We start from the raw sequence: 24,038 nt of genomic DNA on the forward strand, positions 1-24,038 counted from the left end.
GTGACACGATTTTGAACTTTATTTTCAGGGGATGTGCTGGAGGTGGGTGTCTTTGAAGAAGGTGGGATATTTGAGGCCGAAGCCGAGAAGGCGGTCGAGGGCGATGTGGGCGATCCAGATGAGGGCTATAGCAGGGGCCGAGGGCCAGTGCAGGAGATAGCCTGCGAAGAGAAGGGCGATGGGGAGCCAGAGGGTGTGGACGAGGTTGTAGGTTGTTGCGCCTATGCGGGGGGTGAGGAGGTAGCCGAGCATGAAGAGATCGGGAGCGAGGAAAAGGATGGCGAACAGGAGCCAGCTGTAGTGCAGGTGTTGGTAGAGGAAGAGGACGGCGGCTAGAAGGAAGGCTTCTTCGATGCGGAGAAGGATGGATGGGCGGCTCAGCATGTGATGTTTATACGTTGTTCTTAGGGATGGCCAGGGGTATTGGAAGTAAGGCGGAATACAAAAGCAACAGCAGATCCCCTTCGGGGATGACAACAAGAAAGGCAACAGCAACGGCGCCTCTCCTACGGGATGACAACAAGACGGCAAAGACTAAGCGTATTGGTTGGAAGATCCGCAAGGTTGTTGTTGGTGGGCTTCTTCGGGATCCTTCACTGCGCTCAGGATGACGGCAAGAACTTGCAACGGCAAGGGACAACGACAACGGCAACGGCACAGACAACGGCAACGGCAACGGCACAGGCAAAGGCACAGGCAAAGGCAACGGCAAAGGCAACGGCAAAGGCACAGGCAAAGGCAACGGCACAGGCAACGGCACTGCGATTGTGGCTGTTGCGGATGCAAAGAGAAGAGGCAGCCGCTTTGGCTGCCTCTTCTCTTTGATGCTGGGGTAGATGTTACGCGGGGGAAGGTTGGCCTTCGCCGAAGCCGGGCTTGCGTCCGCCTTCTGGTTTGAGGATCTTCTGGGTCTCGCCGCCGTTGCCTGGGTCTACGCCGGAGAGCGCGGACTTAGCGGCGGGAAGCTCCTTGCCTTCGATGATCAGCTTGATCTCGGCGGCGTCCAGGGTCTCGCGCTCCAGCAGGGCGGCTGCCATGCGGTGCATGATGTCCTGGTTGGACTCGAGGATGGTGTAGGCAGACTTGTAGCCGGCGTCGACGAAGAAGCGGACTTCGGCGTCGATCTGCTTGGCGGTGTCGTCGGAGAAGTCGCGGTGCTGGGCGATCTCGCGGCCGAGGAAGATCTGCTCTTCCTTCTTGCCGAAGGTCATGGGACCCATCTTGGACATACCGAACTCGCAGACCATCTTGCGGGCGAGTTCTGTGGCGCGCTCGATGTCGTTGCCTGCTCCTGTGGTCATCTGCTTGAGGAAGATCTCTTCGGCGCAGCGTCCGCCCATGAGGGTGGCCATGCGGGTTTCGAGATAGTCCTTGGTGACGGTGTGCTGGTCTTCCTCGGGGAGGTAGACGGTGACGCCGAGAGCCATGCCGCGGGGGATGATGGTGACCTTGTGGAGCGGATCAGAGTGCTCGCGCAGGGCGGAGACGAGGGTGTGACCGGCCTCGTGATAGGCGGTAACGCGCTTCTCTTCATCCGTCAAGAGCATTGATTTGCGCTCGGCGCCCATCATGACCTTGTCCTTGGCAACTTCGAAGTCATACATGTGGACTGACTTTCGGTTGTAGCGGGCGGCGGTGAGGGCGGCCTCGTTCACCATGTTGGCGAGGTCGGCGCCGGAGAAGCCCGGAGTTCCGCGAGCGAGGATGTTGAGGTTCACATCTTCGGCCATGGGGACCTTCTTGGAGTGGACCTTGAGAACTTCTTCGCGGCCACGGATGTCGGGACGGTCGACGATGACGCGACGATCAAAGCGGCCTGGACGGAGAAGAGCAGGATCGAGAACGTCGGGGCGGTTGGTCGCTGCGACGAGAATGACGCCGTCGTTGGACTCGAAGCCGTCCATCTCAACGAGGAGCTGGTTGAGGGTCTGCTCACGCTCATCGTGTCCGCCGCCGAGGCCTGCGCCGCGGTGACGACCGACTGCGTCGATCTCGTCGATGAAGATGATGCAGGGGGCGTTCTTCTTGCCCTGCTCGAAGAGGTCGCGGACGCGGGATGCGCCGACGCCTACGAACATCTCAACGAAGTCCGAACCGGAGATAGAGAAGAAGGGAACGTTGGCTTCGCCCGCTACTGCGCGGGCGAGGAGGGTCTTGCCGGTTCCCGGAGGCCCGACGAGGAGAACGCCCTTGGGGATGCGACCACCGAGACGCTGGAACTTCTGCGCTTCGCGGAGGAACTCGATGATCTCTTTGAGTTCTTCCTTGGCTTCATCGACGCCGGCGACGTCCTTGAAGGTGATCTTCTTCTGCTGCATGGAAAGCAGACGGGCGCGTGACTTGCCGAAGCTCATGGCCTTGTTTCCGCCGGACTGCATCTGGCGGAGGAGGAAGAACCAGAGGCCGAGGAGCAGGGCGAACGGCGCGATCGAGATCAACAGGCTGAGCCACTGGTTGGGGCTCTGGTCCTTGATGGTGATGTTGACGCCGTGATCGCGGAGCGTCTTGTACATGTCGGGGTAGTTGCCCGGGATGGTGGTGTGGAACTGATTCTTGTCGTCGCGGTAGTGGCCGGTGACTTCAGCGCCGTTGACTACGACGTCCTGGATCTTGCCTTGGTCGGCGTCGTTGAGCAACTGGGTCAGGCTGATGTTCTTCTCCTGAGTTCCGCCAGTCGTTTTTACGACGACCTGCCAGAGGAAGACCAAGCAGGTGATCATGAAGACCCAGATCAGAATTTGTTTGACGGTCGAGTTCAATCGAATTTCCTCATTTTTCTAGTCTGCAGCGGCCTCGAAATCGACTGGCGCTAGTCAGATCCAGTCTTCGCAAGCGAAGACGTACTACGGTTAGACGACGGCGGTGAGGGAAGGTTCTGTGCTGTTGGTGACCCTGATTGTCAGCAAAAAGCCCTGCCTCGGTCAAGTAGTTAGATTCTACTCTTGGTGGAAGGATTCGTGGGTTTGGAGCGGGAAATATTGATGTGACTTTAGGGGGATGGGGGTTGAAGGGGTTTGGGGGTGTTCGTGCCTGAAATGGCTTGTTTGGGCGAAGGCGGAGGTGGGGGCAACTGCTTGGCGGGTTTGGGGATAGGGTTTTGTTTGTCCTTTATGGGTGATGGAAATGTTAGACGAGCAACTACGAAATACAGGACCATCCCCCTTCGACTTCGCTCAGGGTCAGGATGACGACGTAAAAGAAACAGCGGCGAAGATGTAAGGCGGGCAACGGCAAAGGCGAAATGCGGGGGTCTCTCCACTACGCCGTGCGATAGAACCGCACGGCTCCGGTCGAGATGACGCATTTTATGGGTGGAGATGATGCGTTGTTCGGGGTGGAGATGAGGCGTTGTTCGGGGTGAGATGACTACACCTCGCGATAGAGGCGCAGTTCGCGGGGGGAGCGGTCGGCGCGGAGGCCGCTGGGCAGGTGGAGGGTTGAGCCGGTGCGGGCGGCTACGGTGGGTGCTCCGATGGCCGGGTAGGGGCGAAAGCCGCAGAGGGCGAGGAGGCGGGATGTTTCGTCGAAGCTGAGGCGGGCTCCTAGCTGGCGAGCGGCGGCGCGGAGGACTCGGCGGCGGAGGGCGGGGTCCATGGCGCGAAGGCGATCGAGTTCGATGGAGACGGCGGAATGGGATTGGCCGGGGGTGGTGCTGACGGCGCGGCCTCCGCCTCGGACTGGTTTGCCGGGGAGGAGGAGTTGGGGGAGGAGACGGTTGAGCTCGGTCTGCCAGCGGGTCTCTTCTTCGCGGGCCAGCTCGGCCATGTTGGCAAGGGTCTGGTCGAGATTTGGGTTGTAGGTGCGAAGCTGCGGGAGGAGCTCGCGGCGGATGCGGTTGCGGGTGTAGGCGGTGTCGGTGTTGGTGGAGTCGTTGCGCCAGGGTTGGTTGAGTTGGGTGAGATAGGCTTCGATTTCGGAGCGGCGGGTTTGCAGGAAGGGGCGGAGGATCTTTCCTTTTGCGAGGGTGATGGTGGGGTGGATGGCGCTGAGGCCTTCGGTCCAGGCACCGCGGAGAAGCTTCATGAGGACGGTCTCGGCCTGGTCGTCGAGGGTGTGGGCGGTGAGGACGGTGTCGGCGTGGCCGGAGGTGAGGAGGTTAGTGAAGATTTCGTAGCGGAGGTTGCGGGCGGCCTCTTCGATGGTCTCGGCGTTGCCGGAGGCTCGGGTTTCGGAGACGCGTTGTGGCACGCTGGCTTGGTGGAGGTGGAGGGGGATGTCGTGGGCGATGCAGAGGTCTTCGACGAAGCGCTGGTCGGCGTCGGCCTCTTCGCCGCGAAGGCCGTGGTGGACGTGGACGGCGGAGAGACCGATGCCGAGGGACTCGCGTTGTGCGTGGAACGTCAGGAGGAGGGCTACGGAGTCTGCTCCGCCGGAGAGGGCTACGCAGAGACGATCGCCGGGTTGGAATTGTGTGCGGTCGAAGGGGAGGGTGGGGGACATTTGTGTCTATGTTAGTTGCCTGGAAGAATCGTGTCCTGCCGGACGGGCCCACTGCGCGTGGCGCGGCCACTTCGTGGCGGGTGTACCGGTCTGGGTTGGGCCAACTGCATGGGCCTCCCGCTGGTCGGCTTGATATTCTCTATTACTTGCCCACAATGAGGGACACGAGCTGCGAAGTGGCTGCTCCGCGTCTTTATATACTGCTTTGATGTTCGAGACGAGATTGGCTACGGTTGAGGATGCGGAGTTGATTGCGCGGCAGCGGCGGCAGATGTTTGTGGATGCGGGGCAGGCGGAGGACGCGGGGCTGCAGGAGATGATGGAGAACTTTGTGGCCTGGGTTCGGCCGCGGTTGAACGATGGCAGCTATGTTGGGTGGATGGTGGAGGAAGAGGGCTGCGTGGTGGCTGGGGCGGGTATGTGGATGATGGAGTTTCCTCCGCACTGGATGGATGCGCAGCCGATGCGGGCTTATCTGCTGAACTTCTATGTCGATCCGAAGTTTCGCGGGCATGGGCTGGCTTATCGACTGCTGAAGATTTCGGTGGAGGCGGCGCGGGGGCGGGGAGTGAAGGTGGTTTCGCTGCACGCTTCGAAGTTTGGCAGGCCTATTTATGAGCGGAATGGGTTTGAACAATCGACCGAGATGATGCTGCGTCTGGAGTAGGTGCGCGCATCTTGTATACTTCGCAGGTTATGAGAGTCTTTGTGATTCTTCCAGCAGCAGGTATCGGGACGCGGATGGCCGCGGGGGGTGCGTCGCCGGCGGCGCCGAAGCAGTTTCTGTCGGTTGGCGGGGTGCCGGTGCTGATTCGGTCGGTGAGGGCGTTTCTTGCGGTGCCGCGGGTGGATGCGGTTTGCGTGGCCGTGCGGGCGCATGAGCGAGAGCGGATGGAGGCCCAGATGGTGGAGTACAAGCTGGGGCCGCGGGTGCATATGGTGGAGGGTGGAGACGATCGGCAGCACTCGGTGGGGAATGCGCTGGCCGCGCTGGAGTGCGATGCGGACGATGTGGTGTTGGTGCATGATGCGGTAAGGCCGCTGATTGATCCGGCGACGATTGAGCGGACGATCGATGCGGTGGTGAAGCATGGCGCGGCGATTGTGGGGTTGCCGGCGGTGGATACGATCAAGCAGGTGGAGCGGACGGCGGATGGGGCGATTGTGACGGCGACGATTCCGAGAGAGAGGATTGTGCAGGCGCAGACGCCGCAGGGTGCGCGCTTTGGGTTGCTGAGGGCGGCGTTTGTCGAGGCTGAGGCGGATGGGTTTTCGGGGACCGATGAGGCTAGTCTGTTGGAGCGGGCCGGGGTGGAGGTGGCTGTGGTGCAGGGGTTGGCGAGGAACTTCAAGATTACGCAGCCGGGGGATATTGAGCTGGCGGAGTTTTATCTGGGGCAGGGAAAGGTTTGAGGGATTTTTGTACGGTGGTCGTGGTCGCTCCGCGATTTATCGAAGCATGGGAAGATAGCTTATGGGTATGAGGATTGGTTACGGATTTGACTCGCATGCCTTCACGGCAGGTGTGCCGCTGGTGATTGGCGGACTTGCGATTGAGCATCCTGAGGGGCTGGCTGGGCACTCGGATGGCGATGTGCTGCTGCATGCGATTACGGATGCGCTGCTGGGTGCGGTGAGCGCGGGGGATATCGGGACGTTCTTTCCGCCGAGCGATCCTCGGTGGAAGGGTGCGGCTTCGAGCGTGTTTCTGCAGACGGCGTTGGAAGAGGTGGCGACGGCTGGGTACAAGATCGTGAATATCGATACGGTGCTGGTGATGGCGAAGCCGAAGATTGTGCCGATTGCGGGGGAGTTGCGGGAGAGCGTAGCGGCGCTGCTGGGCGTGAAGCCTGGTGAGGTGGGGATCAAGGCGAAGACGCCGGAGGGTTTGAATCAGGACAACGTTGCAGTGGCGCATGTGACGGTGCTACTGGAGAGCCTGGGGATTCCGGAGCCGGTGGGCGCGATGGTTGCCTCGGCTGAGGTTGATGATGAGATTGATGTAGTGGTGAAGACGCTGGTGGGGGATTCGCGCGACGTATCGGCGTTGGGACGAAAGGTGACTCCGTTCGATACGGATGATCTTACTTAGCTGATTGATCGAGAGGAGAAAGCGTCCTGCCGGACGGGCCCACTGCGCGTGGCGCGGTCACTTCGTGACTTGTATACCTTGTGTAGGTGAATGGAACTGTAGCGGTCCTCCCGTTGGTCGGTTTAATCTCTCTCTAAACTAGCAGACGGGCTATTCGCTGACTATTGCGATGGCGAATCCGTCGTAGCCTTTGCTGCCGACGGTCTGGAGTGCGGTCGCATCGAGCCGGGGATGGTTGCCGAGGCGCTCGAGGAAGGTGCGTGTACCTGAGACGCCGGGGTCGGAGCTGTTCGGATCGAGGATGGCGCCGTCGCGGATGACGTTGTCTCCGATGATGACCGTGCCGGGGCGCGAGAGTTTGATCGCCCACTCCAGGTAGGAAGGGTTGTTTGGTTTGTCCGCGTCGAGGAAGATGAGGTCGAAGGGCGCGACTTTTTGGGCGTGCAGGTTGGCTAGAGATTCAAGCGCATTGCCGACTCTGAGGTCGACCAGAGAGGACAGTCCCGCGCGTTTGATGTTTGCCGCGGCTACTTCGGCGTGGGTGGGGTTGAGTTCGAGGGTGACCAGTGTGCCGTCCGGCGGGAGAGCACGTGCCAGCCAGATGGTGCTGTATCCGCCGAGGGTTCCGACTTCCAGAATGCGCTTGGCTTTATGGATGCGGGCGAGCAGATGCAGAAACTTGCCCTGGTTGGGAGCTACGTCGATGGCGGGAAGTCCTGCGTCTGCGTTGACGCGAACGGCTTCGTCGAGTGCTTGATCGGGATGAACGAGAGTGTCGGTGAGGAAGCGGTCGACTGAGGTCCAGAGATCTTGATTCATATAGTGACGAGGATAACGGTGCTTGACTGGCGGGGCAAATTGCGCGCCGGGGTCGCTTGCATTCGTAGGAATGTTAGCGTGTTCGTAGAGAGTTGATCGTGCGAGGAGTTTGAGATGCGAATTGGTTCCGGCGTTGGCGTGGTTTTTGTGGCGGCTTTGGTTTTGGGTGGAGTGGCGCGGGGGCAGACGGTGGCTGATATAAGTTTGCAGCCGCATGCAGCGGGTAGTGTGGCTTGCACCCCTAGTGGTGATGCGGCGTGGATGACTCCGGCGGAGAAGAGTTGCTATGCGACGACTCCGGATTATGCGGAGACGATGGCCTATCTGAATCGCGTGCAGGGTGCGGCGCCGGGGCAGGTGAAGATTGAGGCGTTTGGGAAGACAGGCGAAGGGCGCGAGTTGGATGTGGTGGTGGTTTCGCGGGATGGAGTATTTGATCCTTCTGAGTTACATAAAGCGAAACGGCCGATTGTGCTGGTGCAGAACTCGATTCATGCGGGGGAGATGGATGGGAAGGACGCCTGCCTTGCGTTGCTGCGGGATATGGTGATCTCGAAGACGAAGGCGAACTTGCTGGAGCGGGCGGTGTTTGTGTTTATTCCGATCTACAATGCGGATGGGCATGAGCGGAGGAGCGCTTATAGCCGCATCAATCAGGCTGGTCCTGCGGAGATGGGTTGGCGGGGCAATGGGACGAACCTGAATTTGAATCGTGACTATCTGAAGCTGGATACTCCCGAAGCGCGTGCGTTCATGACGATGTTCCATCACTGGCTGCCGGACTTTTTTGTAGATGATCATGTGACCGATGGCGCGGACTATCAGTATGACGTGACGTTCACGATTGATGACGGGCCTAATGTGCCGAGGGGAACGGCGAAGTGGGTGGATGAGGTGGCGACGCCGACGCTTGAGAAGTATGTAGACTCGCATGGGCATCTGGCTTCGCCTACCTATATCAATTTTGTGAACGACAATGATCCGGCGGATGGGCTTGGGTTCAATGATGATCCGCCACGATTTTCGACGGGGTATGTGATTCTTGAGGGCCGGCCGGGGATGCTGGTTGAGCTGCATATGTTGAAGGACTACAAGACGCGGGTTACGGGGAACTACGAGATTCTGGCTGGATTGATGGAGTTGATGAATCGCGATGCGGACAAGGTGGTTGCGCTGAATGAGGCGGCCGACAAGGAGGCAGAGGCGCTGGGCGCGCACCCGCTCGGGAATGTCGTGTATCCGCTGGGGCTGGAATGGAGTGGGGATACGACGCCGTTTCTGTTTCGCGGGTACAAGTACACGCGGGAGTTGAGTGCAGTTTCGGGGGCGATGCGTGTGGAGTATTCGCATGAGCCGTGGAATGTTTCGCTGCCGTTTCAGACTGGGTTCAAAGTGAAGGCGGAGACGAGGGTGCCGGCTGCTTATATTATTCCGGCGCAGTGGGTGAAGGTGATTGATGTGCTGGCGGCGCATCAGGTGGAGATGGAGCGGACGACGGCGGTGTGGACGGGTGATGTGGAGACGTATCAGTGCGCTGGGATGGCGTGGCAGGAGCCTCCGTTTGAAGGACGGCATCCGACGTTCAACGGCGAGGCGATGCATGATCCGGGGAAGTATGGGAGCTGCGTGCTGGTGCGGGAGAAGAGGACGTTTCCGGCGGGGTCGGCGGTGGTGCGGCTGAATCAGCGGCTGTCGAAGGTTGCGCTGGAGTGGCTGGAGCCGGCGGGGCCTGACTCGGCGTTGCAGTGGGGGTTCTTCGATTCGATCTTTGAGCAGAAGGAGTATGGCGAGGCCTATGTGCTGGAGTCGCTGGCGCGCGAGATGATGGCGAAGGACCCGAAGCTGAAGACGGAGTTCGAGAAGAAGGTAGCGAGTGATCCAGTGTTTGTGGGGAACCCATATGCCCGACTGGAGTTTTTCTATGAGCGGACTCCATGGTTTGCGGCTAACCAGGTGGGACAGTATCCGGTGGGGCGTTTGCTGAGTGTTGAAGGAGTGCCGGTGGGGCGGTAGTCGGTCGATGTTCTATGATGGTGAGCTTCCGAAGAGAGGTGAGCTATGCACGATCTTGTTGTAGATCTTATGGCGGTCGCTGTGTGCGGAGCGCTGGGCGGCTTCGTCAATGTGTTCATCGGGGACTCAGGACTTCACCTGCCGGTGATAGAGGAAGGTGTCTTTCGTCCGGGCTACATCGGCGTGGTGATAGTGGGCATCGTTGCGGCGGTTGGGGCGTGGCTTGCGACGCAGACCTCGGCGCTTACGGGGAATTTCGCGCCGTCTCCTGCGGTTACGTTGAGGTTGTCTGAGTTGAGTACGGCGATTCTTGTGGGTTTCGGCGGGGCGCGGTGGTTCAAGTCGGAGGCCGAGACGACGATCTTTCGCAAAACTGCGGCTGTTGCGGCGAGCAAGTCGGCGGATAGTGAGGCCGCGGCGACGATCGCTGCGGGAACTCCTATTCAGGCGTTGACCGCGGCGAACAGGATGCGGTGAATTGTGGCGTTTTTGAACATTATGAGAAGAAGATAAGGACGTTCGCGTATAGATGTGAAATATCGTATGTCAGCAAACGTTTAGTCGCGATAGACTTCCACTATTCTGTTTTTCCCTCGAGGGTTGATGAAAAGTAAGATCGCGCTTGTGCTGTGTTTGCTGACGATGGTTGCTGGTAGAGTGCTGGCGCAGGCTCCAGCGGCGAGCCAGGAAGAGTTCATCAAGACCCACTATGCGAAGTTTGAATATCGCATTCCGATGCGGGATGGGGTGAAGCTGTTTGTGTCGGTATATACGCCACAGGCAGGGGCTTTCAAGGACGCGGGGCCGTATCCGTTTCTGCTGACGCGGACGCCGTATAGCTGCGCCCCTTATGGTGAGGACAAGATGCCGACGCGGCTGGGGGTGAGCCAGGAGCTGTTGGAGTCGGGCTACATCTTTGTGTGTGGCGACGCTCGTGGGCGCTATCAGAGCGAGGGGGTGTTTCAGGAGATGAATCCGCATATCGATGATAAGAAGTCAAATAAAGATGTGGATGAGTCGACGGATACGTATGACACGGTGGAGTTTCTGCTGAAGCATGTGGAGAACAACAACGGCAAGGTGGGGATTACGGGAATTTCGTATCCGGGATTTTATACGTCGGCCAGCATTATTGACTCGCATCCAGCGATCAAGGCGGCTAGTCCGCAGGCTCCGATGACGAATCTATTTTTCAATGATGATGCGTACCATGGCGGCGCGTTTATGTTGTCGGCAAACTATGGGTTTTACATCTTTTTCAAGCCACAGAAAACGCCCGTTCTGCCTGAGAAGCGGGCCTCGTACGACTTAGGTGTTCCAGATAGTTACAAATTTTATTTGAAAGCCGGACCGACAGGAAGTTTGGATAAGGCGTTCGACGGATCGAACTTCTTGTTTCACGATCAGTTGGTGCATACAACGTACGACGAGTATTGGAAGAAACGTGATCTTTCGCTGCATATGAAGAATGTGCATGCGGCGGTGATGACGGTCGGTGGATGGTTCGATGCGGAGGATCTGTCGGGGCCGTTCAAGACGTTTCATGCGATCGATGAGTTCAATCCTGGAGCGGTGAATACGCTGGTGGTGGGACCCTGGACGCATGGCGGATGGTCGCGCAACGACGGCGATCGTCTTGGCGATGTGACGTTCAATTCGAAGACTTCACTGTTCTATCGAGAGAACATCGAGTATCCGTTTTTTGAGCATTATTTGAAGGGGCGTGATGGCGGAGTGCTGCCAAAGGCCTATGTGTTTGAGACGGGAAGCAATGTTTGGAAGAAGTATGATGCGTGGCCTCCAAAGTCTGCGGCGGCGAAGATGCTCTATTTTCACACGGACGGCAGGCTCAGCTTCGATGCTCCTAACGAGAAGGCCGGTGTGGATGAGTATGTGAGTGATCCGGCACATCCTGTGCCGTTTGTGGATTACACAACGGACACGGTGCCGCAACGGTATATGGATGACGATCAGCGGTTTGCCTCGCGGCGACCTGATGTATTGACGTATGAGACTGAACCGTTGACGGAGGATGTGACGGTTGCAGGGCCGGTGCGGCCGAAGCTAAAGGTGTCGTCCAGCGGGACAGACGCGGATTTTGTGGTGAAGCTGATTGATGTCTATCCGGATGACTATCCTGATCCTTCGAGCGACGCTGTGGGTAAGCGAGTGGTTGGTGCTGCGCCGGTTCTGATGGGCGGGTATGAACAACTGGTGCGGGGCGAGCCGATGCGGGCGAAGTTTCGGGATAGCTGGGAGAAGCCGACTGCGCTGACGCCAGGAAAGATGGTGGAGGTGGATGCAGAGATGCCGGATGTCAATCATACGTTCCGCACGGGGCATCGGATTATGGTGCAGGTACAGAGCTCGTGGTTTCCGTTGGTGGACAGGAATCCGCAGACGTTTGTGGATATTCCGTTTGCGAAGCCTGACCAGTTCGTGAAGGCGACGGAGAGTGTTTACCGGAATGCGGGCGCGGCTAGTGGAGTTGAGGTGCTGGTGGTGCCGCAGCGCTAATACCTGCGATTACAAGGAAGGTGCGGTCGATCGTCGGCGTGTTTCACGATCGCCCGTTGTTTTAGCCGCGGAAGGCTGGTCCGCCAAAGGGAGTGCCTACGACGCCGCCGTCGACGAAGAACTCGACTGCGTTGACGTAGGAGGAGTCGTCGGAGGCGAGGAAGAGGACTGCTTTTGCGAGCTCCTCTGCTTCGCCTAAGCGGGCTAGCGGAATCGTAGAGGCGATGCGCGTTGCTAGAACATCGTTCTCTTCGCTGGTGCGGGTGTTGCGGGTCCAGATGGGTGTCTTGATTGGTCCGGGAGCGACGACGTTGACCCGGATGCCGCGAGGAGCGAGATCGGCGGCCATGGAGCGGGAGAGACCGCGGAGGCCGGCCTTGCTTGCGGCGTATGCGGCGTAGCCTGGCTGGCCAAGCGATCCGATGACGGAGCCATTGAAGATGACGGAAGAACCGTCTTTGAGGATGGGGAGAGCCTCTTGGACGGTGAAGAACGCGCCGGTGAGGTTGATGCGGATGATGTTTTCGAAGGTCGCTTCGTCGGTGTTGCCGGTGGCGGTTTGTCCGGCGATGCCGGCGTTGGCGAAGACAATGTCGAGGTGGCCGAAGTCTTTCTTAATTTTGGCGAAGAGATCTTTGCGCGCTTCGAAGTCGACGACGTCGGCGCGGTAGGCTGTGGCCTTGGGGCCGAGGAGTTTGGCGGCTTCGTCGAGGGTCTTCTGGTCGCGGCCGGTGATGGCGACTTGTGCGCCTTCCTGGATGAAGAGTTGAGCGGTGGCGAGGCCGATGCCGCTATTGCCGCCTGTGATGAGTGCTTTCTTTCCTTGGAGTTTCATGGTGTTTTCCTCTTGTCAGGTTCGATGTCTTTGATTGCAGACTGCCAACGTTTGGGTGCAGTTGCATTTTATTTAATCAATGCATGATGTTTGTCATGTTTCATCTTAATTAAGCATGACGTGTATCATGTATAAAGTCAAGCGGGAGGTTGGGATGAGATATCCAGCAGCAGAGACGGCGGAGAAACATGCGCGGATTCTGGAAGAGGCGTCGCGGTTATTTCGCGAGAGGGGATTTTCCGGTGTGAGCGTCAGCGAGATTATGAAGGCGACGGGTTTGACGCATGGCCCTTTTTATAATCACTTCGACTCGAAGGAAGAGTTGATGGCGGAGAGCGTGTTGCTTGGATTCGAGAACACGTTAGACGGATTGAATGCGACCGAAGGCACGGCCAAGGGGAGAGCGGAGTATGTGAAGAGGTATTTGAGTGCGGCTCATCGTGATGCTCCCGGTACGGGATGCACGATGGCGAGTCTTTCGGCGGAGATTAGGCACGAGCCGCAGGTGAGGGGTGTGTTCACGGACCGGCTGAAGGCCTTGATTCAGGCTGTGACGGCTCACTTTCCCTGGCGTTCCAGGAGGTCGGCGCGGGGAGATGCAATTCGGATGACGGCTTCGATGGTGGGGGCGATGATACTGGCCCGTGCGGTGGAGGACGAGAGATTCTCGGACGAAATTCTGAGTGAGGTGCGGAAGGGTCTGGTATGACAGCTTCCATGGCTTCGAAGATCTCAGGATTTTTCCCAAATTAGATGCGTAAGGGAGTTGCATTGAGGGATGGGTTGAAGAACAGGCAACACCAAGTGCAAAGGCAAAATACAGGGATCCTTCACTTCGTTCAGGATGACGACACAAACGAACAACAGCAAACAAAGCTTCAGTTGCAGTTTTTAGACAGGTTTTGAGGCTTATGCGAAGGGGTGTTCGAGCGAGGGGCTTTGCGGGGTGAACATTTTGCCGCCGTCTTCGGTGACGTGCCAGTCGTCTTCGAGGCGGACGCCGAACTCGCCGGGGAGGTAGATGCCGGGTTCGTCGGAGAAACACATGCCTGTGGCGAGGGGTGTGGTGTTGCCGCGGACGAGGTAGGGCCACTCGTGTCCGTCCATGCCGATGCCGTGGCCTACGCGATGAGTGAAGTACTTGTAGTCGGGGCCGTAGCCGGCGGCGGCGATGAGGTCGCGTGCGGCGGCGTCGATGGTGTGGCAGGGTGCGCCGGGATGGGCGGCGGCGAGGGCTGCGGATTGCGCCTTCAAGACGATGTCGAAGACCTTGCGGGCTTTGTCGAGCTTGGGGATGGTGGGGTCTCCGAGGACGAAGGTACGGGAGATATCAGATTGATAGCCTTCGACGGTGCAGCCGTCGTCGATGAGGATGATCTCTTCCTCGCGGATTACTTGCGGTTGTAACGACCCGTGGGGAAGCGCGGAGTACTCGCCTACCTGGCAGCTAGCGTCGCCGGTGACACCGCAACGGGTGTAGGCGAGGTCCACCATCTGGCTGAACTGGCGGTTAGTCATGCCGGGCTGCGCCGACTCATAGCAGGCTTTGTAGACGGATAGGGTGATGTTGTTGGCTAGCCGCATGAGGGCTAGTTCGGCTGGAGACTTGATGCCGCGACAGCCGAAGGTGATGGGGGTAGCGCTGGTGGTGGTAAGTGCGGGGCTGGCGTGACTGATGCCGTCGGCGAAGACGAACTGGGTGCGTTCTTCGATTCCGATCTTTCCGGTAGCGAGGCCTGACTCTTTAAGTGCTTTGGCGAGGAGTTGGTAGGGGTCTTCGTCTTCGTTCCAGGTGTAGACGCGGGTGGTGGAGGCGGAGGGCAGAGCTGCGGGTTTGGCTTCCATACGTTCGCGAACGCGGCCTTCTTCAAAGACGGGGCAGACGATGAAGGGAGCGCCGGTGGCGGGGAGGGACCAGGCGAAGAAGCGCTCGGACTGGCCCCAGCGGAGGCCGGTGAAGTAGGTGAGCGAGGTGCCGGTGGTGATGACGATGGCGTCGATGCTGTGCTGGTGCATGAGGGCGCGGGCGCGTTCGAGGCGGTGTTCGCGCTCGGCGAGGGTGATGGGGACGGCTTCGGCGCGTCGGTTAGTGAGAGCGGAGATAGCGGGTGGAAGCGAGGCTTCTGAGGTTGATGGGGCCGAGAGGCGTTGCGCTAGGAGAGGAGGCGCTGGGACAGAAAGAGACGAGGTGGCTGCTGCTGCTGTAGCGGACAGAAGGAAGCTTCGTCTGGAGGGCATGCGCGATTATAGCGGGTGATCATGCAAGGGAATTGATTCGCATGCAGACCTGCCAGTGCGGATGTGGGGTTGTGACGGTATGTGTGTCGAGGAAGGGATTCAGGCGGTCCCATCCTCGACAGGCGCACTGATCTACCCTATGACGGGGCCGCCCGCCTCCGGGGGTGAAGCGGCGAGAGGTACGCTGAGGATTGACTGCGGGATCTGGAGCTTTTGCGAAAGGTATTTGGTGGTTGTAGCGGCGAGCTTGCTGTTTTCGCCTCGAAGCAGCTGGAGTTCCTGGATGATCTCGACCAGAATGCGGATGCCGTCGCCGAGCTCGGGAGGAGGATCGGGCAAGTTGAAGATGAGGGGGATGCGGTTGACGAGTTTGTATTTGCCTAGCTCGTGGACGAAGTTGTGGAGGCATTGTTGGCGGTCGGTGTAGAAGCTGGGCTCGTAGACGATTTTTTTGGTGTCGAGGGTGCCGCTCCCTATCTGGGAGACCGAGTCGGTTGAGCCGAAGGCCTCGGTTACATCGACCTGGATGGTGAGGTGCTCGTGCCCGGGGTGGGGGGAGCCGGTGTTGGTGAGGTCGAGCTCGCCAGCCGGTCCGGTGTAGGTGGAGGAGTTTGTCGGGATGCTCCAGTAGAGGTTGTCCTGACCGGTGGTGCTCTGTGGGGCTTCGGGATGGGCGGCGAGGTCTACGGTGACGGGGGTCGTGATATTGATGGAGCCGCCGTTGTCGGCCTGCAGGCTGTTGACGTGCCAGGAGAATTTGGGTTGGGCAAAGCCGGTGACCGAGGCGACGCAATGCAGCTTGCAGGTGAGATCGAGGACGGAGTAGCGGTAGTCTTTTGCGGGACAGGTGAGGAAAGGACTGACGGTGACCCTTGGATCGACCAGCGGCTCGGCTACGGATTTGATCAGGTCTTCGGAGAAGCTTAAGAAGATGCTCCTGTTGTTGCCTTGCAGGATCGGGAAAGGGTTGTCGGAGAGGAGGCTGGTGTAATGCTGGGCTGTGTTGTAGGGCAGGTAGGTGTCGAGGAGCTGCTTAAAGGGGGTGAAGCCTCCGTTCTGGCCGGTGAGATTCTGATAGGTCAGCTCAGGGGTTGCCCCGCCTTTCTGAATAATGTTGGGAATGGTGAGGTCGAGTTGATCGTATAGGTAGTAGAGGAAGAGGAGGGAGCAACCTAAGCTGGGCAGATCCGTGTCGGAAGCTCCGAGTTTGGTGACCCAGTCCGGGCGGGTGCTTTGCAGCCAGGTGTTGACGAAGGGAGCGCCGAGAATGTTGTAGTAGCCGACGGGATGGAGGAGTGCAGCAGCAAAGCGGGAGAGGGCCTCTCCGTCGCTCTGGGAAGGATGCCAGGTTATATTACCCGGGCCTGCTTTGATGTTGCGGTAGTTCATCAGGACCTCGATGATCTCAGCCACAAAAAGAGCCTGGACAGCGTCGTTGGCCTGATCTTGATTGGTGGAGGAGTCGAAGGGGTTCATGCGGACGAAGGTGGTGCCGTCAGACTTGTAGCCGAAGTTGTGCGCGTAGGAGTCAGGTTCAATCTGGAGGGTGACGAGATTAGTTGGTCCGAAGCCGTCGTGGATGGCGAACCAGCTTCTCAGCTGGGTGAAGTCGGCCTCACAGGTTGCTTTGAGCTGTTGGGCGCGCTGCAGGACGTTGACGAAAGGGGTTGGGGGATTGGTGGTGTAGTTGGTGTCCTGGTAGTTGATGGTGAAGTTGGTGGTGTTGCCAAGGGTCTGGATCATGGGAGGGCTCCTGGGGTGCAGGATTTGAGAAGCGTGGCCCAAGAAGGTGGCGACGACGAGGGAAGGCCGGAAGTCCCGGGGGAGGTACTGTTACCCGATGAGGGGGAAAAGATAACACTCCAGGGATGGCGTGTAAAGTGTGGTGTTCCCAGCTAGCGGCGCGATAATCGGCTTACTGTACTGAATATTGCACGGATGATAGGCTTCGATTCTGGGATCCGAGCAGACCAAAATTTCAAATGCGAGACGTGAGCATGGCGATGATTACGACGGTGCAGCAGCATATTTTGCAGCAGCAACAGGAGATGTTGAAGTCTACGGGGCGTGAGCCTACGGGGACATTCAGCTGGTTGCTGAGCGGGATTACGCTGGCCGCGAAGATGATTGAGGCAAAGATTCGGTCGGCGGGATTGAGCGATGTGTATGGCGCGTTTGGCGCGGAGAATGTGCAGGGGGAGCAGCAGCAGAAGCTGGATGTTTATGCGAATCAGGCTCTGCTGCATTGCCTGGGGCTGCGGGACAGCGTTGCGGCGCTGGTGAGCGAAGAGGATGAGGAGCCGGTGACGTTCAACCGGGATGCGGAGACGGGGAAGTACATTATCGTGTTCGATCCGCTGGATGGGTCGAGCAATATTGACGTGAACGTAAATGTGGGGACGATCTTCAGCGTACTGCGGAGGATGCCTGCGGAGCTGGGGACGCTGGAGGAGTCGATTCTGCAGCCGGGGTTTCGACAGGTTGCTGCGGGTTATGTGGTGTATGGGCCTTCGACGGTGCTGGTGTATACGACGGGGAATGGTGTGCACGGATTTACGCTCGATCCCACGATTGGGGCGTTTGTGCTGAGCAACGAGAAGATGAGGATGCCGGAGCAGGGAAGTTACTACTCGGTGAATGAGGCGAATGCTGCGGGGTGGCCGGAGGAGTATCGCGGGTATGTGGAGATGTTGCGGACGGGTGGGTTGAAGAAGGAGTATAGCTCGCGGTATATCGGGAGTCTGGTGGCGGACTTTCATCGGACGCTGTTGAAGGGGGGGGTGTTTTTGTATCCGCCGACTTTGAAGCAGCCGAAGGGAAAGTTGCGGCTGTTGTATGAGGCGAATCCGCTGGCATTTATTGCAGAGCAGGCGGGTGGGATGGCGACATATGGTGCGGGGCGGATTCTGGATATCAAGCCGGAGGGGATTCATCAGCGGACGCCGTTTTGTGTGGGGAGCAGGCGGGAGATGGAGGCTTTGGTGGCGGCGGTTAGTCCGGCGGCTACTTCGGCGAGTGCACGGTGAGTTCCTTTGCGGCTGAGGTGATTGATATTCGTGAGGAGTCTCGCGTGGCGGGGCGTCAGCGGTGGCAGATGGCGCTGGATCGGACAGAGTTTGTTGCGGGCGATGTTGGGGTGCTGGAGGCTGTGGCGCGGAGTGGGGCTCGGCTGGTGGTTCCGGTGCTTGGGGTGGTGATGGATGCGGGTGAGGTGTGGCATGTGGTGGAGAAACCGCTGGCTGCTGGGACTGCTGTGATGGGGCGGGTGGGTGTTTTGCCGTGAGTGGGTTTGGCGTGAGGCGGAAAAGATATAGCCTTTTATCAGTCCTAGGCAGATGCCGGAGGGATTTGCGATGAAGAGATCATGGGAAACGGAGAGTGGGCATCTCGCCTGCAGTTGGTCTGAGGAAGGGCAGCAAGTCTGGTACGACCTGCGTTGGATGCAGGAGACTTCAAGTATTCAGGGCGGGTACCTGTTGCCCGTTCCGGATTTTGCGAGTAAGAGTCCATTTGGGGGAGGCTCCTGGTTCCAACCTCGTACCGCCTACGGCGATTCCGAATAGGTCTGGAGATTCAAACTGACCCTTTACTGTAAGGTCTCCTCGGTTTGAGGGGATAGGAGATAGGGGTCTGTAAAACTGCCCTTTCGCCGCCCTGGGTGACGATTTGCCGCGAACAAATGAGAGGCCGAAGTGCGACTAGCTATCAGAATGCCCGCTGTCACCATCCCCGATGGCTGAGCGCCTATCAAATTCAAAATGCTTTATAGTGTCGTCATGCCTCGCGGACTGAATATGACTTTTAAAGCAGAGCTCTTGCATGAGGGGCAAAACTTTCTTCTCGAATTCATTCAATTGTTGGGGTTTTTGTTGATTTTGAAGGTTGGTGAATTTTTGGTCGGACTTCTTTTCCATAGCGCGTTTGTTTTCGGGCGCTTTCCTAAAGAGTGGCTGTTTGATGCAGGGGACATAGGTTTAGTAGCTTGTTTTAGCCTACGAGCCTGTCTGCGCCTTTTAGGCTTACGAGCTTGAATATATGAGGCGAATCCAGATTATTTTTCAACGACTTGTCGACCGTTTGACGGTTACAGGCTTCTTAGGCGCGACCTACGTATATGCATCATTCGTTTTCGGTTCAATACTCCTCGCAGTTGCTATATTGGGTGCTTACGCCTTCATCTATCCTGCTGATGGCGTCAGGCGAAACGATGTTCCAGTTGGGGATCGCCCCGCCCCACCGGTTCGTACCCAACCCGTAGAGCAACCATCAGAACAAAAGAACGCGCCTCACTCTAAGGTAGAAGCTAACATGTCGGAACGGGAGCGCCCACAAGCCACGGATCAAAAAAATCCATCTACGGCCGAATCGCTCGGCACTTCAAGGACGACACGGCACTTGTGGTGGGAACTCATCGCCGTGGCAATCTGCGGAGCCCTTGGTGGCTTTGTGAATGTATTTATTGGAGACTCTGGTCTCCACTTGCCTACAATAGATCAGGGCGTCTTTCGCCCAGGATATATCGGGGTCGTGTTTGTGGGATCGATGGCTGCTGTGGTCGCTTGGCTAGCGACACAAACTTCTGTACTTGTGGGAGAATTAGCATTGTCGCCAAAAGCTTCGCTGCGACTTTCTGAGTTGAGCACTGCGATCATCGTGGGCTTTGGTGGTGCACGATGGTTCAAGTCCGAAACTGAGACGACGATTTTTCGCAAGATTGCTGTGGTTGCTGCGAGCAAAGAGGCCAATACCGAGGCGGCGGCGGCAATCGCGTCAGGAACTCCCCTTGAGGCTCTCACAGCTGCTAACCGAATGCACTGACGCTGGTGGACTCCACCCGTTTTCCATGGTGTCGTAAGAGATCAATTTGGATTGACCCTAGCCAGGTCCCAAATCCGCGCACCGCGAGTGACGCGGACCGCTGGCCGAGAGAGAGCCCCAAAACTGCCCCTCCTCAAGATTCTCCATAGCAACAGGAAGTCTTACCCTACCCTCAAAAATAACCGAGTAACAACGCTTACTTCACCGATGGGGGTCTAAATGTTCCGGACTGCTAGTGTCAGATGAACGATGACATCGTTGATTTTTGCATTTTGCCCGTAAACAATTTTAGGACTTTGTATTGGCGGTGGATTTGCTGAAAACGACAGCGGCTGGGAACTGGATGCCACTGCCACCATCCATTCTCCAATCGGACTGACGTTGTGAAGAGAAAGTGTACCCACTAAATCTGGTACACGCTGGCTATCTAAGCGTTGTACGCGTCCAACTCTGACAGGAGGCGTTGTACTTTGATCGATCGTCCTCGATGTCCCGTCTAGGTGCACAACGGTTCCCTTTATCGGAGCCATGAGTAATGATTGAAATATTGCGTTGGAGCTTTCTGATTCAACTGTTACGCTAATACCCCTTAGTCGAACATGGGCTTGGGATGGAAATAGGGATAGAGGGATCGTAATCTTCCATTTTCCCCCCTGCTTATCTGGGTCTAAACCAGCACTCCAACCTGCGCCTATCAAACTTCGTACGGATACGGGAAAGATGTAATTTTGCTCTTGAGCACTGAATCGTAAGAGCCATTCCATTCCTGCGCGTATAGCTAACAGGGAATTATCGAAAATGCAGTCTGCATCGTCCAAAGCGAGTTTGTACCCATATATATCCCTAACTTGATCGACGGGATGCGAGCTAATGCAGTTTCGAAATCCTGTTTGAACCTTTTTTGCAAAATTGTACGTCGCTCTTCAAAGTTAATAATTCCACCGTTATCAGTAAAAGCTTGCAACTTCAGCGCATTGATTCTTCTTGCAGCCTCGGTTCTACGTCGGCGGTACGTGATGTCAACATTATCGTAGCTTGCCTTGGACACTGCTGCAGTGGCTCGATCCCAAGACCCCCACTGTGTCCCCTCGGTACTGGTAGCTTGTAGGAAGGCTTCAGTACCCGGTATATCTGTGGGCAAAGCAGGATAGCCCTGTCCGTTCGTCGCAAGACTTGCAAGCTTATCGATGATTCGATTACTCGGATCTGGATCACTGTCGCTTTGAGCAATAAAATCCCCGAGAGATTGAATGAGTGGAAATGCATAGTATCCGCTCGCAACTTCATCTCCATGAACATCATCTAGATCTGAGAATTCCAAAAGCTGAAGTTGAGTAGCTAAGCTTCTTTCTCCTAGTCCTTGCCATTCCGCTCTAGTAGCAATACCTCTTTCAAGGAGGGATGCCATCTGCCCTAGAAGCTGTTCGACTTGGTGATAGCGAAAATCGGTGTTTGGCACCTGAGGCAGCCTGATACCACTATCTATTCTTCCGGTCTTGAGGCCTATCCCTCTGACCGTTTCTTTCCTCTTTTTCAATACATCACCTTGGTTTAGGTCTTCAAGTGGCGCAAAAGGATCTACCGCTGGCCCAACCGGCACAAGGGAAGCTTCACCCTGCCAGTCGCGTTGGGTAAAGGGAATAAAATTCGGTCCCGGAGGTGCGTCAGCTGTAATTTTTATTGCCTTGCCAGGCTTCTTCTTGTGAGTCAGTGTCGATTGTCCGGCTGTCATCAGAGCTATAAATCCTCTTCGCGATATGTTATTTGTCATGGATTTCCTCGGTCATTTCAATCTCGACAGCTGTTGACGATCTTCGTCCCAAAGGTTTGGGGACGGTGTGGGGAAACCAGTCGGCACAGGCCGCGAATCCTCAGCATCGGTCTCGTGTTCGATACCCATGACGGCGGCTGAACGTGTGAGCACGTCATCAATTCCCTCTTGAACAGTTACGCCAATCTCGAAACCAGGTTCAAGTAGGGCGTCAGCACCCGCAACACCACCGGGTAGGCCCCCGATCATGGTGCCCGCTGCGAATCCTATGAGCGCGCCAACTGCGGCACCAAGCGCACCTGCCGCAAGGGTATTGGTATCGGGTAAGTACAAACCTGACAGATCGGTATGACCGGTGGAAAGGCCTCCAATCGAGACGCCGAGAGAATAGAAATCCAGGGCGTCACGCGCAAACTCCTTATCGAAATCTCCAAAGGCGCTAGCGAACTGAAAGTCCTGGGGGTTTCCCAAACGAAAATCTAAGCTTCCAGCGGGATTTGCGAAATCGTTTCCGATTTCTGGGAGCACCAGCCCTGTACCGTTTGGATTATCTATTCCAGAACTCTGCTGATTGAGCAAATTCGGCGCTTGGTCCGAGCCTGGAACGGCAGATCCTTCGCCTGCAGCCGGAGACGTCGAATCGTTGGGCTGGGGCGTGGGTTGCGGGGAAGGAATATCGTCATCGTCATCATCGTCATCACCTGCTAGGAAAAAGCTGACCAGCCGTGAGCCCAATCTCCATGAGGCTAGCATCCGATCCTAATCTCCACGCAATGGGGCTCTGACAATAGACGTAATCTTCCGATTAAACTGGCTGGTCGTCAACGCATTTAACCATAGTTATGCCGGGAAGTGTTGTGCACGTCGTAAGTAGCTTGGTGTCGCTGAGCACTAGCGGAGGTCTACGGACTTAGGCATCTATACGGACAACCCCTAGCAGGCTTGCTAAGGTACGCCAATGTCGTGGATGCGGCACTCGGCCATGTCGAATTTCAATCGCGTAGCCATGTGAAACCTTGAGATGACGAGCGAGTGCTCGGCCTGAGAGCGAAGAAACGATCGGTTGAATCCTATCTGAGTAGAATTCAGCTGTGAGCCAAGTAGGTTGGTCGGAAGCTGACCACGCTCGTTGACTTGCTCGATTGGCAAGCTGCGTCTGGGACCTCTTGGACTCGGCTTGTGCCGTGTGGGATACGATACGGCCTTGAGATGCGGCTCTGATTAAGTTCAGAGTCGTCACTTCTAGGGCGCAAGATTTACATTTCTCGCTTCCTCTTACGATCTCATTGTCGCAGTTGCCACACACATTTGGGAGTTTCAGTGATGGCTTGGGAATAATTTGAGGCTTCCCGCCTCTAACCTCACGTTTGCGATTCTGGGTCAACCGTGTTGCGGGACTTGTTCTCCTGGTTTTTGTCGTTGAAGCAATCTGCTGCATTACCCATTCTGCGACTGGAGCGACGAGGCGTGCCCATGTAGACGTCGTTTCTGCGAGCCGTTCCGTCAAGTCAGCCATCAGACGGCAGTTCCCATTACGTTCGTCGAAGAACCAGCGCCGCTTGAGGGGTCGGTTTATGATCCGATTGAGCACATACGCATCGACATCCGGGCGGATGGGTTCCATCAGGTCGCAAGCCAAGCTATCTCGATTAGCCGTATCCATATGCAGGACACCCATTCCGGGATCGAGACCAAGTGCAGCAACAGCAAGACGACACTCGGCCTCCAGCAACGCATAAAGATAATTCAGAATTGCATTAACAGGATTAGTGGCGAGTCGAGGTGATCCCCCTGACAACGGAGAGACGCGGGACCCAAAGTTGCGCCAATGCTCAGGGACGCGGATCAGCTCCTTTTCTGGAAAAGTTATAGAGTGCGTTCGCCATGCATTCCAATAAACTTTGGCCGCACGCGCTTCTGTAAATCGGATAGCTTCGATGGAATCGACTTCAGCCAATTCGGACCGAATTTCGGTGATGCGTCTTGCGGTCTGTTCATCGTGTAATGATTCTCGTGCCACACGCTCTTGCCCCGCGAGCTTACGATCAATCAGCTCTCGGCTGATCCGGAATGACACACCGGTGTGATGGGCTAGTGCCTGCGCTCGACGTAATCGAATGTCCGACGGTCGTACAGGACCGGTTGTCGCTAGAACTCTACCATTCCGCTCCAGCATGACGAACGATGCGTTTTGATCGGCAAGCCAACGCAGGGCAGCGAGTGACACTACTCCATCTGCACCAATCACGACCAGACGCTCGAGTCCATTTCCGACTCGTGGGAAGCGACCGATGTAACGATCAGAGCCCACTCCATCTTCGATAACTAGGTGACCTCGATCTACGCGAACGCTAGTCCCATAACCATAGAGGACTATGACACCCTTGCGGGGTCGCATCGAAACTGGGTTGATATCGCTCGGTTGTGGACTAAATTCAACAGATTTGCGCAAGGCTGACGCTTGCGCTAGGGTCTGAGTAGCTGCCATTGGAGTT

General features: G+C 57.2%; 21 protein-coding genes. 11 read left to right on the top strand and 10 right to left on the bottom strand.

Annotated elements, in window-relative coordinates; genetic code table 11:
* Positions 1-24: 24 nt before the first annotated feature.
* The 3 genes from HDF12_RS07465 to tilS all read right to left on the bottom strand — a co-directional run bounded on the left by HDF12_RS07465 (position 25) and on the right by tilS (position 4,440).
* Positions 25-384, bottom strand: a complete 360-nt coding sequence (locus tag HDF12_RS07465; protein WP_179581904.1) for a DUF4260 domain-containing protein — start codon at positions 382-384, stop codon at positions 25-27.
* Between the two features lie 455 nt (positions 385-839).
* Positions 840-2,759: an ATP-dependent zinc metalloprotease FtsH gene (gene ftsH, locus HDF12_RS07470; protein ID WP_179581905.1), complete on the bottom strand. Its 1,920-nt coding sequence runs from the start codon at positions 2,757-2,759 to the stop codon at positions 840-842.
* A 607-nt stretch (positions 2,760-3,366) separates the two neighbouring features.
* Positions 3,367-4,440: a tRNA lysidine(34) synthetase TilS gene (gene tilS / locus HDF12_RS07475; RefSeq protein WP_179581906.1), complete on the bottom strand. Its 1,074-nt coding sequence runs from the start codon at positions 4,438-4,440 to the stop codon at positions 3,367-3,369.
* A gap of 223 nt (positions 4,441-4,663) precedes the next feature.
* Here tilS and HDF12_RS07480 point away from each other — a divergent pair, with 223 nt between their 5' ends.
* From HDF12_RS07480 to ispF, 3 genes are all read left to right on the top strand, one after another.
* On the top strand, positions 4,664-5,107 hold the full coding sequence (locus HDF12_RS07480) for a GNAT family N-acetyltransferase (RefSeq protein WP_257025407.1): 444 nt from the start codon (positions 4,664-4,666) through the stop codon (positions 5,105-5,107).
* 29 nt (positions 5,108-5,136) lie between these two features.
* The gene (ispD, locus tag HDF12_RS07485) at positions 5,137-5,853 is read left to right on the top strand and encodes a 2-C-methyl-D-erythritol 4-phosphate cytidylyltransferase (protein WP_179583475.1); all 717 of its coding nucleotides are present in this window, start codon (positions 5,137-5,139) and stop codon (positions 5,851-5,853) included.
* Between the two features lie 61 nt (positions 5,854-5,914).
* A complete protein-coding gene (ispF, locus tag HDF12_RS07490; RefSeq protein WP_179581908.1) occupies positions 5,915-6,532 on the top strand; it encodes a 2-C-methyl-D-erythritol 2,4-cyclodiphosphate synthase in 618 nt (205 codons plus the stop codon).
* 150 nt (positions 6,533-6,682) lie between these two features.
* Here ispF and HDF12_RS07495 read toward each other — a convergent pair whose 3' ends face one another.
* Positions 6,683-7,351: an O-methyltransferase gene (locus HDF12_RS07495; RefSeq protein WP_179581909.1), complete on the bottom strand. Its 669-nt coding sequence runs from the start codon at positions 7,349-7,351 to the stop codon at positions 6,683-6,685.
* Positions 7,352-7,465: 114 nt separating this feature from the next.
* Here HDF12_RS07495 and HDF12_RS07500 point away from each other — a divergent pair, with 114 nt between their 5' ends.
* From HDF12_RS07500 to HDF12_RS07510, 3 genes are all read left to right on the top strand, one after another.
* Positions 7,466-9,364 carry a M14 family metallopeptidase gene (locus HDF12_RS07500; RefSeq protein ID WP_179581910.1) on the top strand — a complete coding sequence of 633 codons (1,899 nt, stop codon included), beginning with the start codon at positions 7,466-7,468 and terminating at the stop codon, positions 9,362-9,364.
* 45 nt (positions 9,365-9,409) lie between these two features.
* Positions 9,410-9,841 carry a hypothetical protein gene (locus tag HDF12_RS07505; RefSeq protein ID WP_179581911.1) on the top strand — a complete coding sequence of 144 codons (432 nt, stop codon included), beginning with the start codon at positions 9,410-9,412 and terminating at the stop codon, positions 9,839-9,841.
* Positions 9,842-9,967: 126 nt separating this feature from the next.
* A complete protein-coding gene (locus tag HDF12_RS07510) occupies positions 9,968-11,881 on the top strand; it encodes a CocE/NonD family hydrolase (RefSeq protein WP_179581912.1) in 1,914 nt (637 codons plus the stop codon).
* 61 nt (positions 11,882-11,942) lie between these two features.
* Here HDF12_RS07510 and HDF12_RS07515 read toward each other — a convergent pair whose 3' ends face one another.
* Positions 11,943-12,716, bottom strand: a complete 774-nt coding sequence (locus HDF12_RS07515) for an SDR family NAD(P)-dependent oxidoreductase (protein ID WP_179581913.1) — start codon at positions 12,714-12,716, stop codon at positions 11,943-11,945.
* Between the two features lie 154 nt (positions 12,717-12,870).
* On the opposite strand from HDF12_RS07515, the gene HDF12_RS07520 reads away from it, so the two are divergent.
* Entirely contained in the window at positions 12,871-13,425 is a 555-nt protein-coding gene (locus tag HDF12_RS07520) for a TetR/AcrR family transcriptional regulator (protein ID WP_179581914.1), read from the top strand.
* A 200-nt stretch (positions 13,426-13,625) separates the two neighbouring features.
* On the opposite strand, the gene HDF12_RS07525 is transcribed toward HDF12_RS07520, so the two are convergent.
* Complete coding sequence (locus tag HDF12_RS07525) at positions 13,626-14,954, bottom strand: M24 family metallopeptidase (RefSeq protein ID WP_179581915.1); 1,329 nt, start codon at positions 14,952-14,954, stop codon at positions 13,626-13,628.
* A gap of 132 nt (positions 14,955-15,086) precedes the next feature.
* On the bottom strand, positions 15,087-16,697 hold the full coding sequence (locus HDF12_RS07530) for a hypothetical protein (RefSeq protein WP_179581916.1): 1,611 nt from the start codon (positions 16,695-16,697) through the stop codon (positions 15,087-15,089).
* Positions 16,698-16,951: 254 nt separating this feature from the next.
* Between HDF12_RS07530 and fbp the strand changes: the two genes are divergently transcribed.
* From fbp to HDF12_RS07550, 4 genes are all read left to right on the top strand, one after another.
* Complete coding sequence (fbp, locus tag HDF12_RS07535) at positions 16,952-17,980, top strand: class 1 fructose-bisphosphatase (protein WP_179581917.1); 1,029 nt, start codon at positions 16,952-16,954, stop codon at positions 17,978-17,980.
* The gene (locus HDF12_RS07540) at positions 17,977-18,237 is read left to right on the top strand and encodes an alanyl-tRNA editing protein (RefSeq protein WP_179581918.1); all 261 of its coding nucleotides are present in this window, start codon (positions 17,977-17,979) and stop codon (positions 18,235-18,237) included. Before fbp ends, HDF12_RS07540 begins: the two co-directional genes overlap by 4 nt.
* A gap of 511 nt (positions 18,238-18,748) precedes the next feature.
* On the top strand, positions 18,749-18,985 hold the full coding sequence (locus HDF12_RS07545) for a hypothetical protein (RefSeq protein WP_179581919.1): 237 nt from the start codon (positions 18,749-18,751) through the stop codon (positions 18,983-18,985).
* A gap of 4 nt (positions 18,986-18,989) precedes the next feature.
* On the top strand, positions 18,990-19,772 hold the full coding sequence (locus HDF12_RS07550; protein WP_179581920.1) for a hypothetical protein: 783 nt from the start codon (positions 18,990-18,992) through the stop codon (positions 19,770-19,772).
* A gap of 778 nt (positions 19,773-20,550) precedes the next feature.
* On the opposite strand, the gene HDF12_RS07555 is transcribed toward HDF12_RS07550, so the two are convergent.
* From HDF12_RS07555 to cas1, 3 genes are all read right to left on the bottom strand, one after another.
* Positions 20,551-21,543: a hypothetical protein gene (locus tag HDF12_RS07555; protein WP_179581921.1), complete on the bottom strand. Its 993-nt coding sequence runs from the start codon at positions 21,541-21,543 to the stop codon at positions 20,551-20,553.
* A 12-nt stretch (positions 21,544-21,555) separates the two neighbouring features.
* Positions 21,556-22,296 (bottom strand): hypothetical protein, encoded by a 741-nt coding sequence (locus HDF12_RS07560; RefSeq protein ID WP_179581922.1) that lies wholly within the window; start codon positions 22,294-22,296, stop codon positions 21,556-21,558.
* 157 nt (positions 22,297-22,453) lie between these two features.
* Positions 22,454-24,031 (bottom strand): CRISPR-associated endonuclease Cas1, encoded by a 1,578-nt coding sequence (gene cas1 / locus HDF12_RS07565; protein ID WP_179581923.1) that lies wholly within the window; start codon positions 24,029-24,031, stop codon positions 22,454-22,456.
* Between the last annotated feature and the right edge of the window lie 7 nt (positions 24,032-24,038).

The organism is Tunturiibacter gelidiferens (genome assembly GCF_013410115.1).
Classification (GTDB): domain Bacteria; phylum Acidobacteriota; class Terriglobia; order Terriglobales; family Acidobacteriaceae; genus Edaphobacter; species Edaphobacter gelidiferens.

Coding starts and splice junctions, on each gene's coding strand:
- HDF12_RS07465 (WP_179581904.1), bottom strand. CDS start 384: ATGCTGAGCCGCCCATCCATCCTTCTCCGCATCGAAGAAGCCTTCCTT.
- tilS (WP_179581906.1), bottom strand. CDS start 4,440: ATGTCCCCCACCCTCCCCTTCGACCGCACACAATTCCAACCCGGCGAT.
- ispD (WP_179583475.1), top strand. CDS start 5,137: ATGAGAGTCTTTGTGATTCTTCCAGCAGCAGGTATCGGGACGCGGATG.
- ispF (WP_179581908.1), top strand. CDS start 5,915: ATGGGTATGAGGATTGGTTACGGATTTGACTCGCATGCCTTCACGGCA.
- HDF12_RS07495 (WP_179581909.1), bottom strand. CDS start 7,351: ATGAATCAAGATCTCTGGACCTCAGTCGACCGCTTCCTCACCGACACT.
- HDF12_RS07500 (WP_179581910.1), top strand. CDS start 7,466: ATGCGAATTGGTTCCGGCGTTGGCGTGGTTTTTGTGGCGGCTTTGGTT.
- HDF12_RS07505 (WP_179581911.1), top strand. CDS start 9,410: ATGCACGATCTTGTTGTAGATCTTATGGCGGTCGCTGTGTGCGGAGCG.
- HDF12_RS07510 (WP_179581912.1), top strand. CDS start 9,968: ATGAAAAGTAAGATCGCGCTTGTGCTGTGTTTGCTGACGATGGTTGCT.
- HDF12_RS07515 (WP_179581913.1), bottom strand. CDS start 12,716: ATGAAACTCCAAGGAAAGAAAGCACTCATCACAGGCGGCAATAGCGGC.
- HDF12_RS07520 (WP_179581914.1), top strand. CDS start 12,871: ATGAGATATCCAGCAGCAGAGACGGCGGAGAAACATGCGCGGATTCTG.
- HDF12_RS07525 (WP_179581915.1), bottom strand. CDS start 14,954: ATGCCCTCCAGACGAAGCTTCCTTCTGTCCGCTACAGCAGCAGCAGCC.
- HDF12_RS07530 (WP_179581916.1), bottom strand. CDS start 16,697: ATGATCCAGACCCTTGGCAACACCACCAACTTCACCATCAACTACCAG.
- fbp (WP_179581917.1), top strand. CDS start 16,952: ATGGCGATGATTACGACGGTGCAGCAGCATATTTTGCAGCAGCAACAG.
- HDF12_RS07545 (WP_179581919.1), top strand. CDS start 18,749: ATGACTTTTAAAGCAGAGCTCTTGCATGAGGGGCAAAACTTTCTTCTC.
- HDF12_RS07550 (WP_179581920.1), top strand. CDS start 18,990: ATGAGGCGAATCCAGATTATTTTTCAACGACTTGTCGACCGTTTGACG.
- HDF12_RS07555 (WP_179581921.1), bottom strand. CDS start 21,543: ATGACAAATAACATATCGCGAAGAGGATTTATAGCTCTGATGACAGCC.
- HDF12_RS07560 (WP_179581922.1), bottom strand. CDS start 22,296: ATGCTAGCCTCATGGAGATTGGGCTCACGGCTGGTCAGCTTTTTCCTA.
- cas1 (WP_179581923.1), bottom strand. CDS start 24,031: ATGGCAGCTACTCAGACCCTAGCGCAAGCGTCAGCCTTGCGCAAATCT.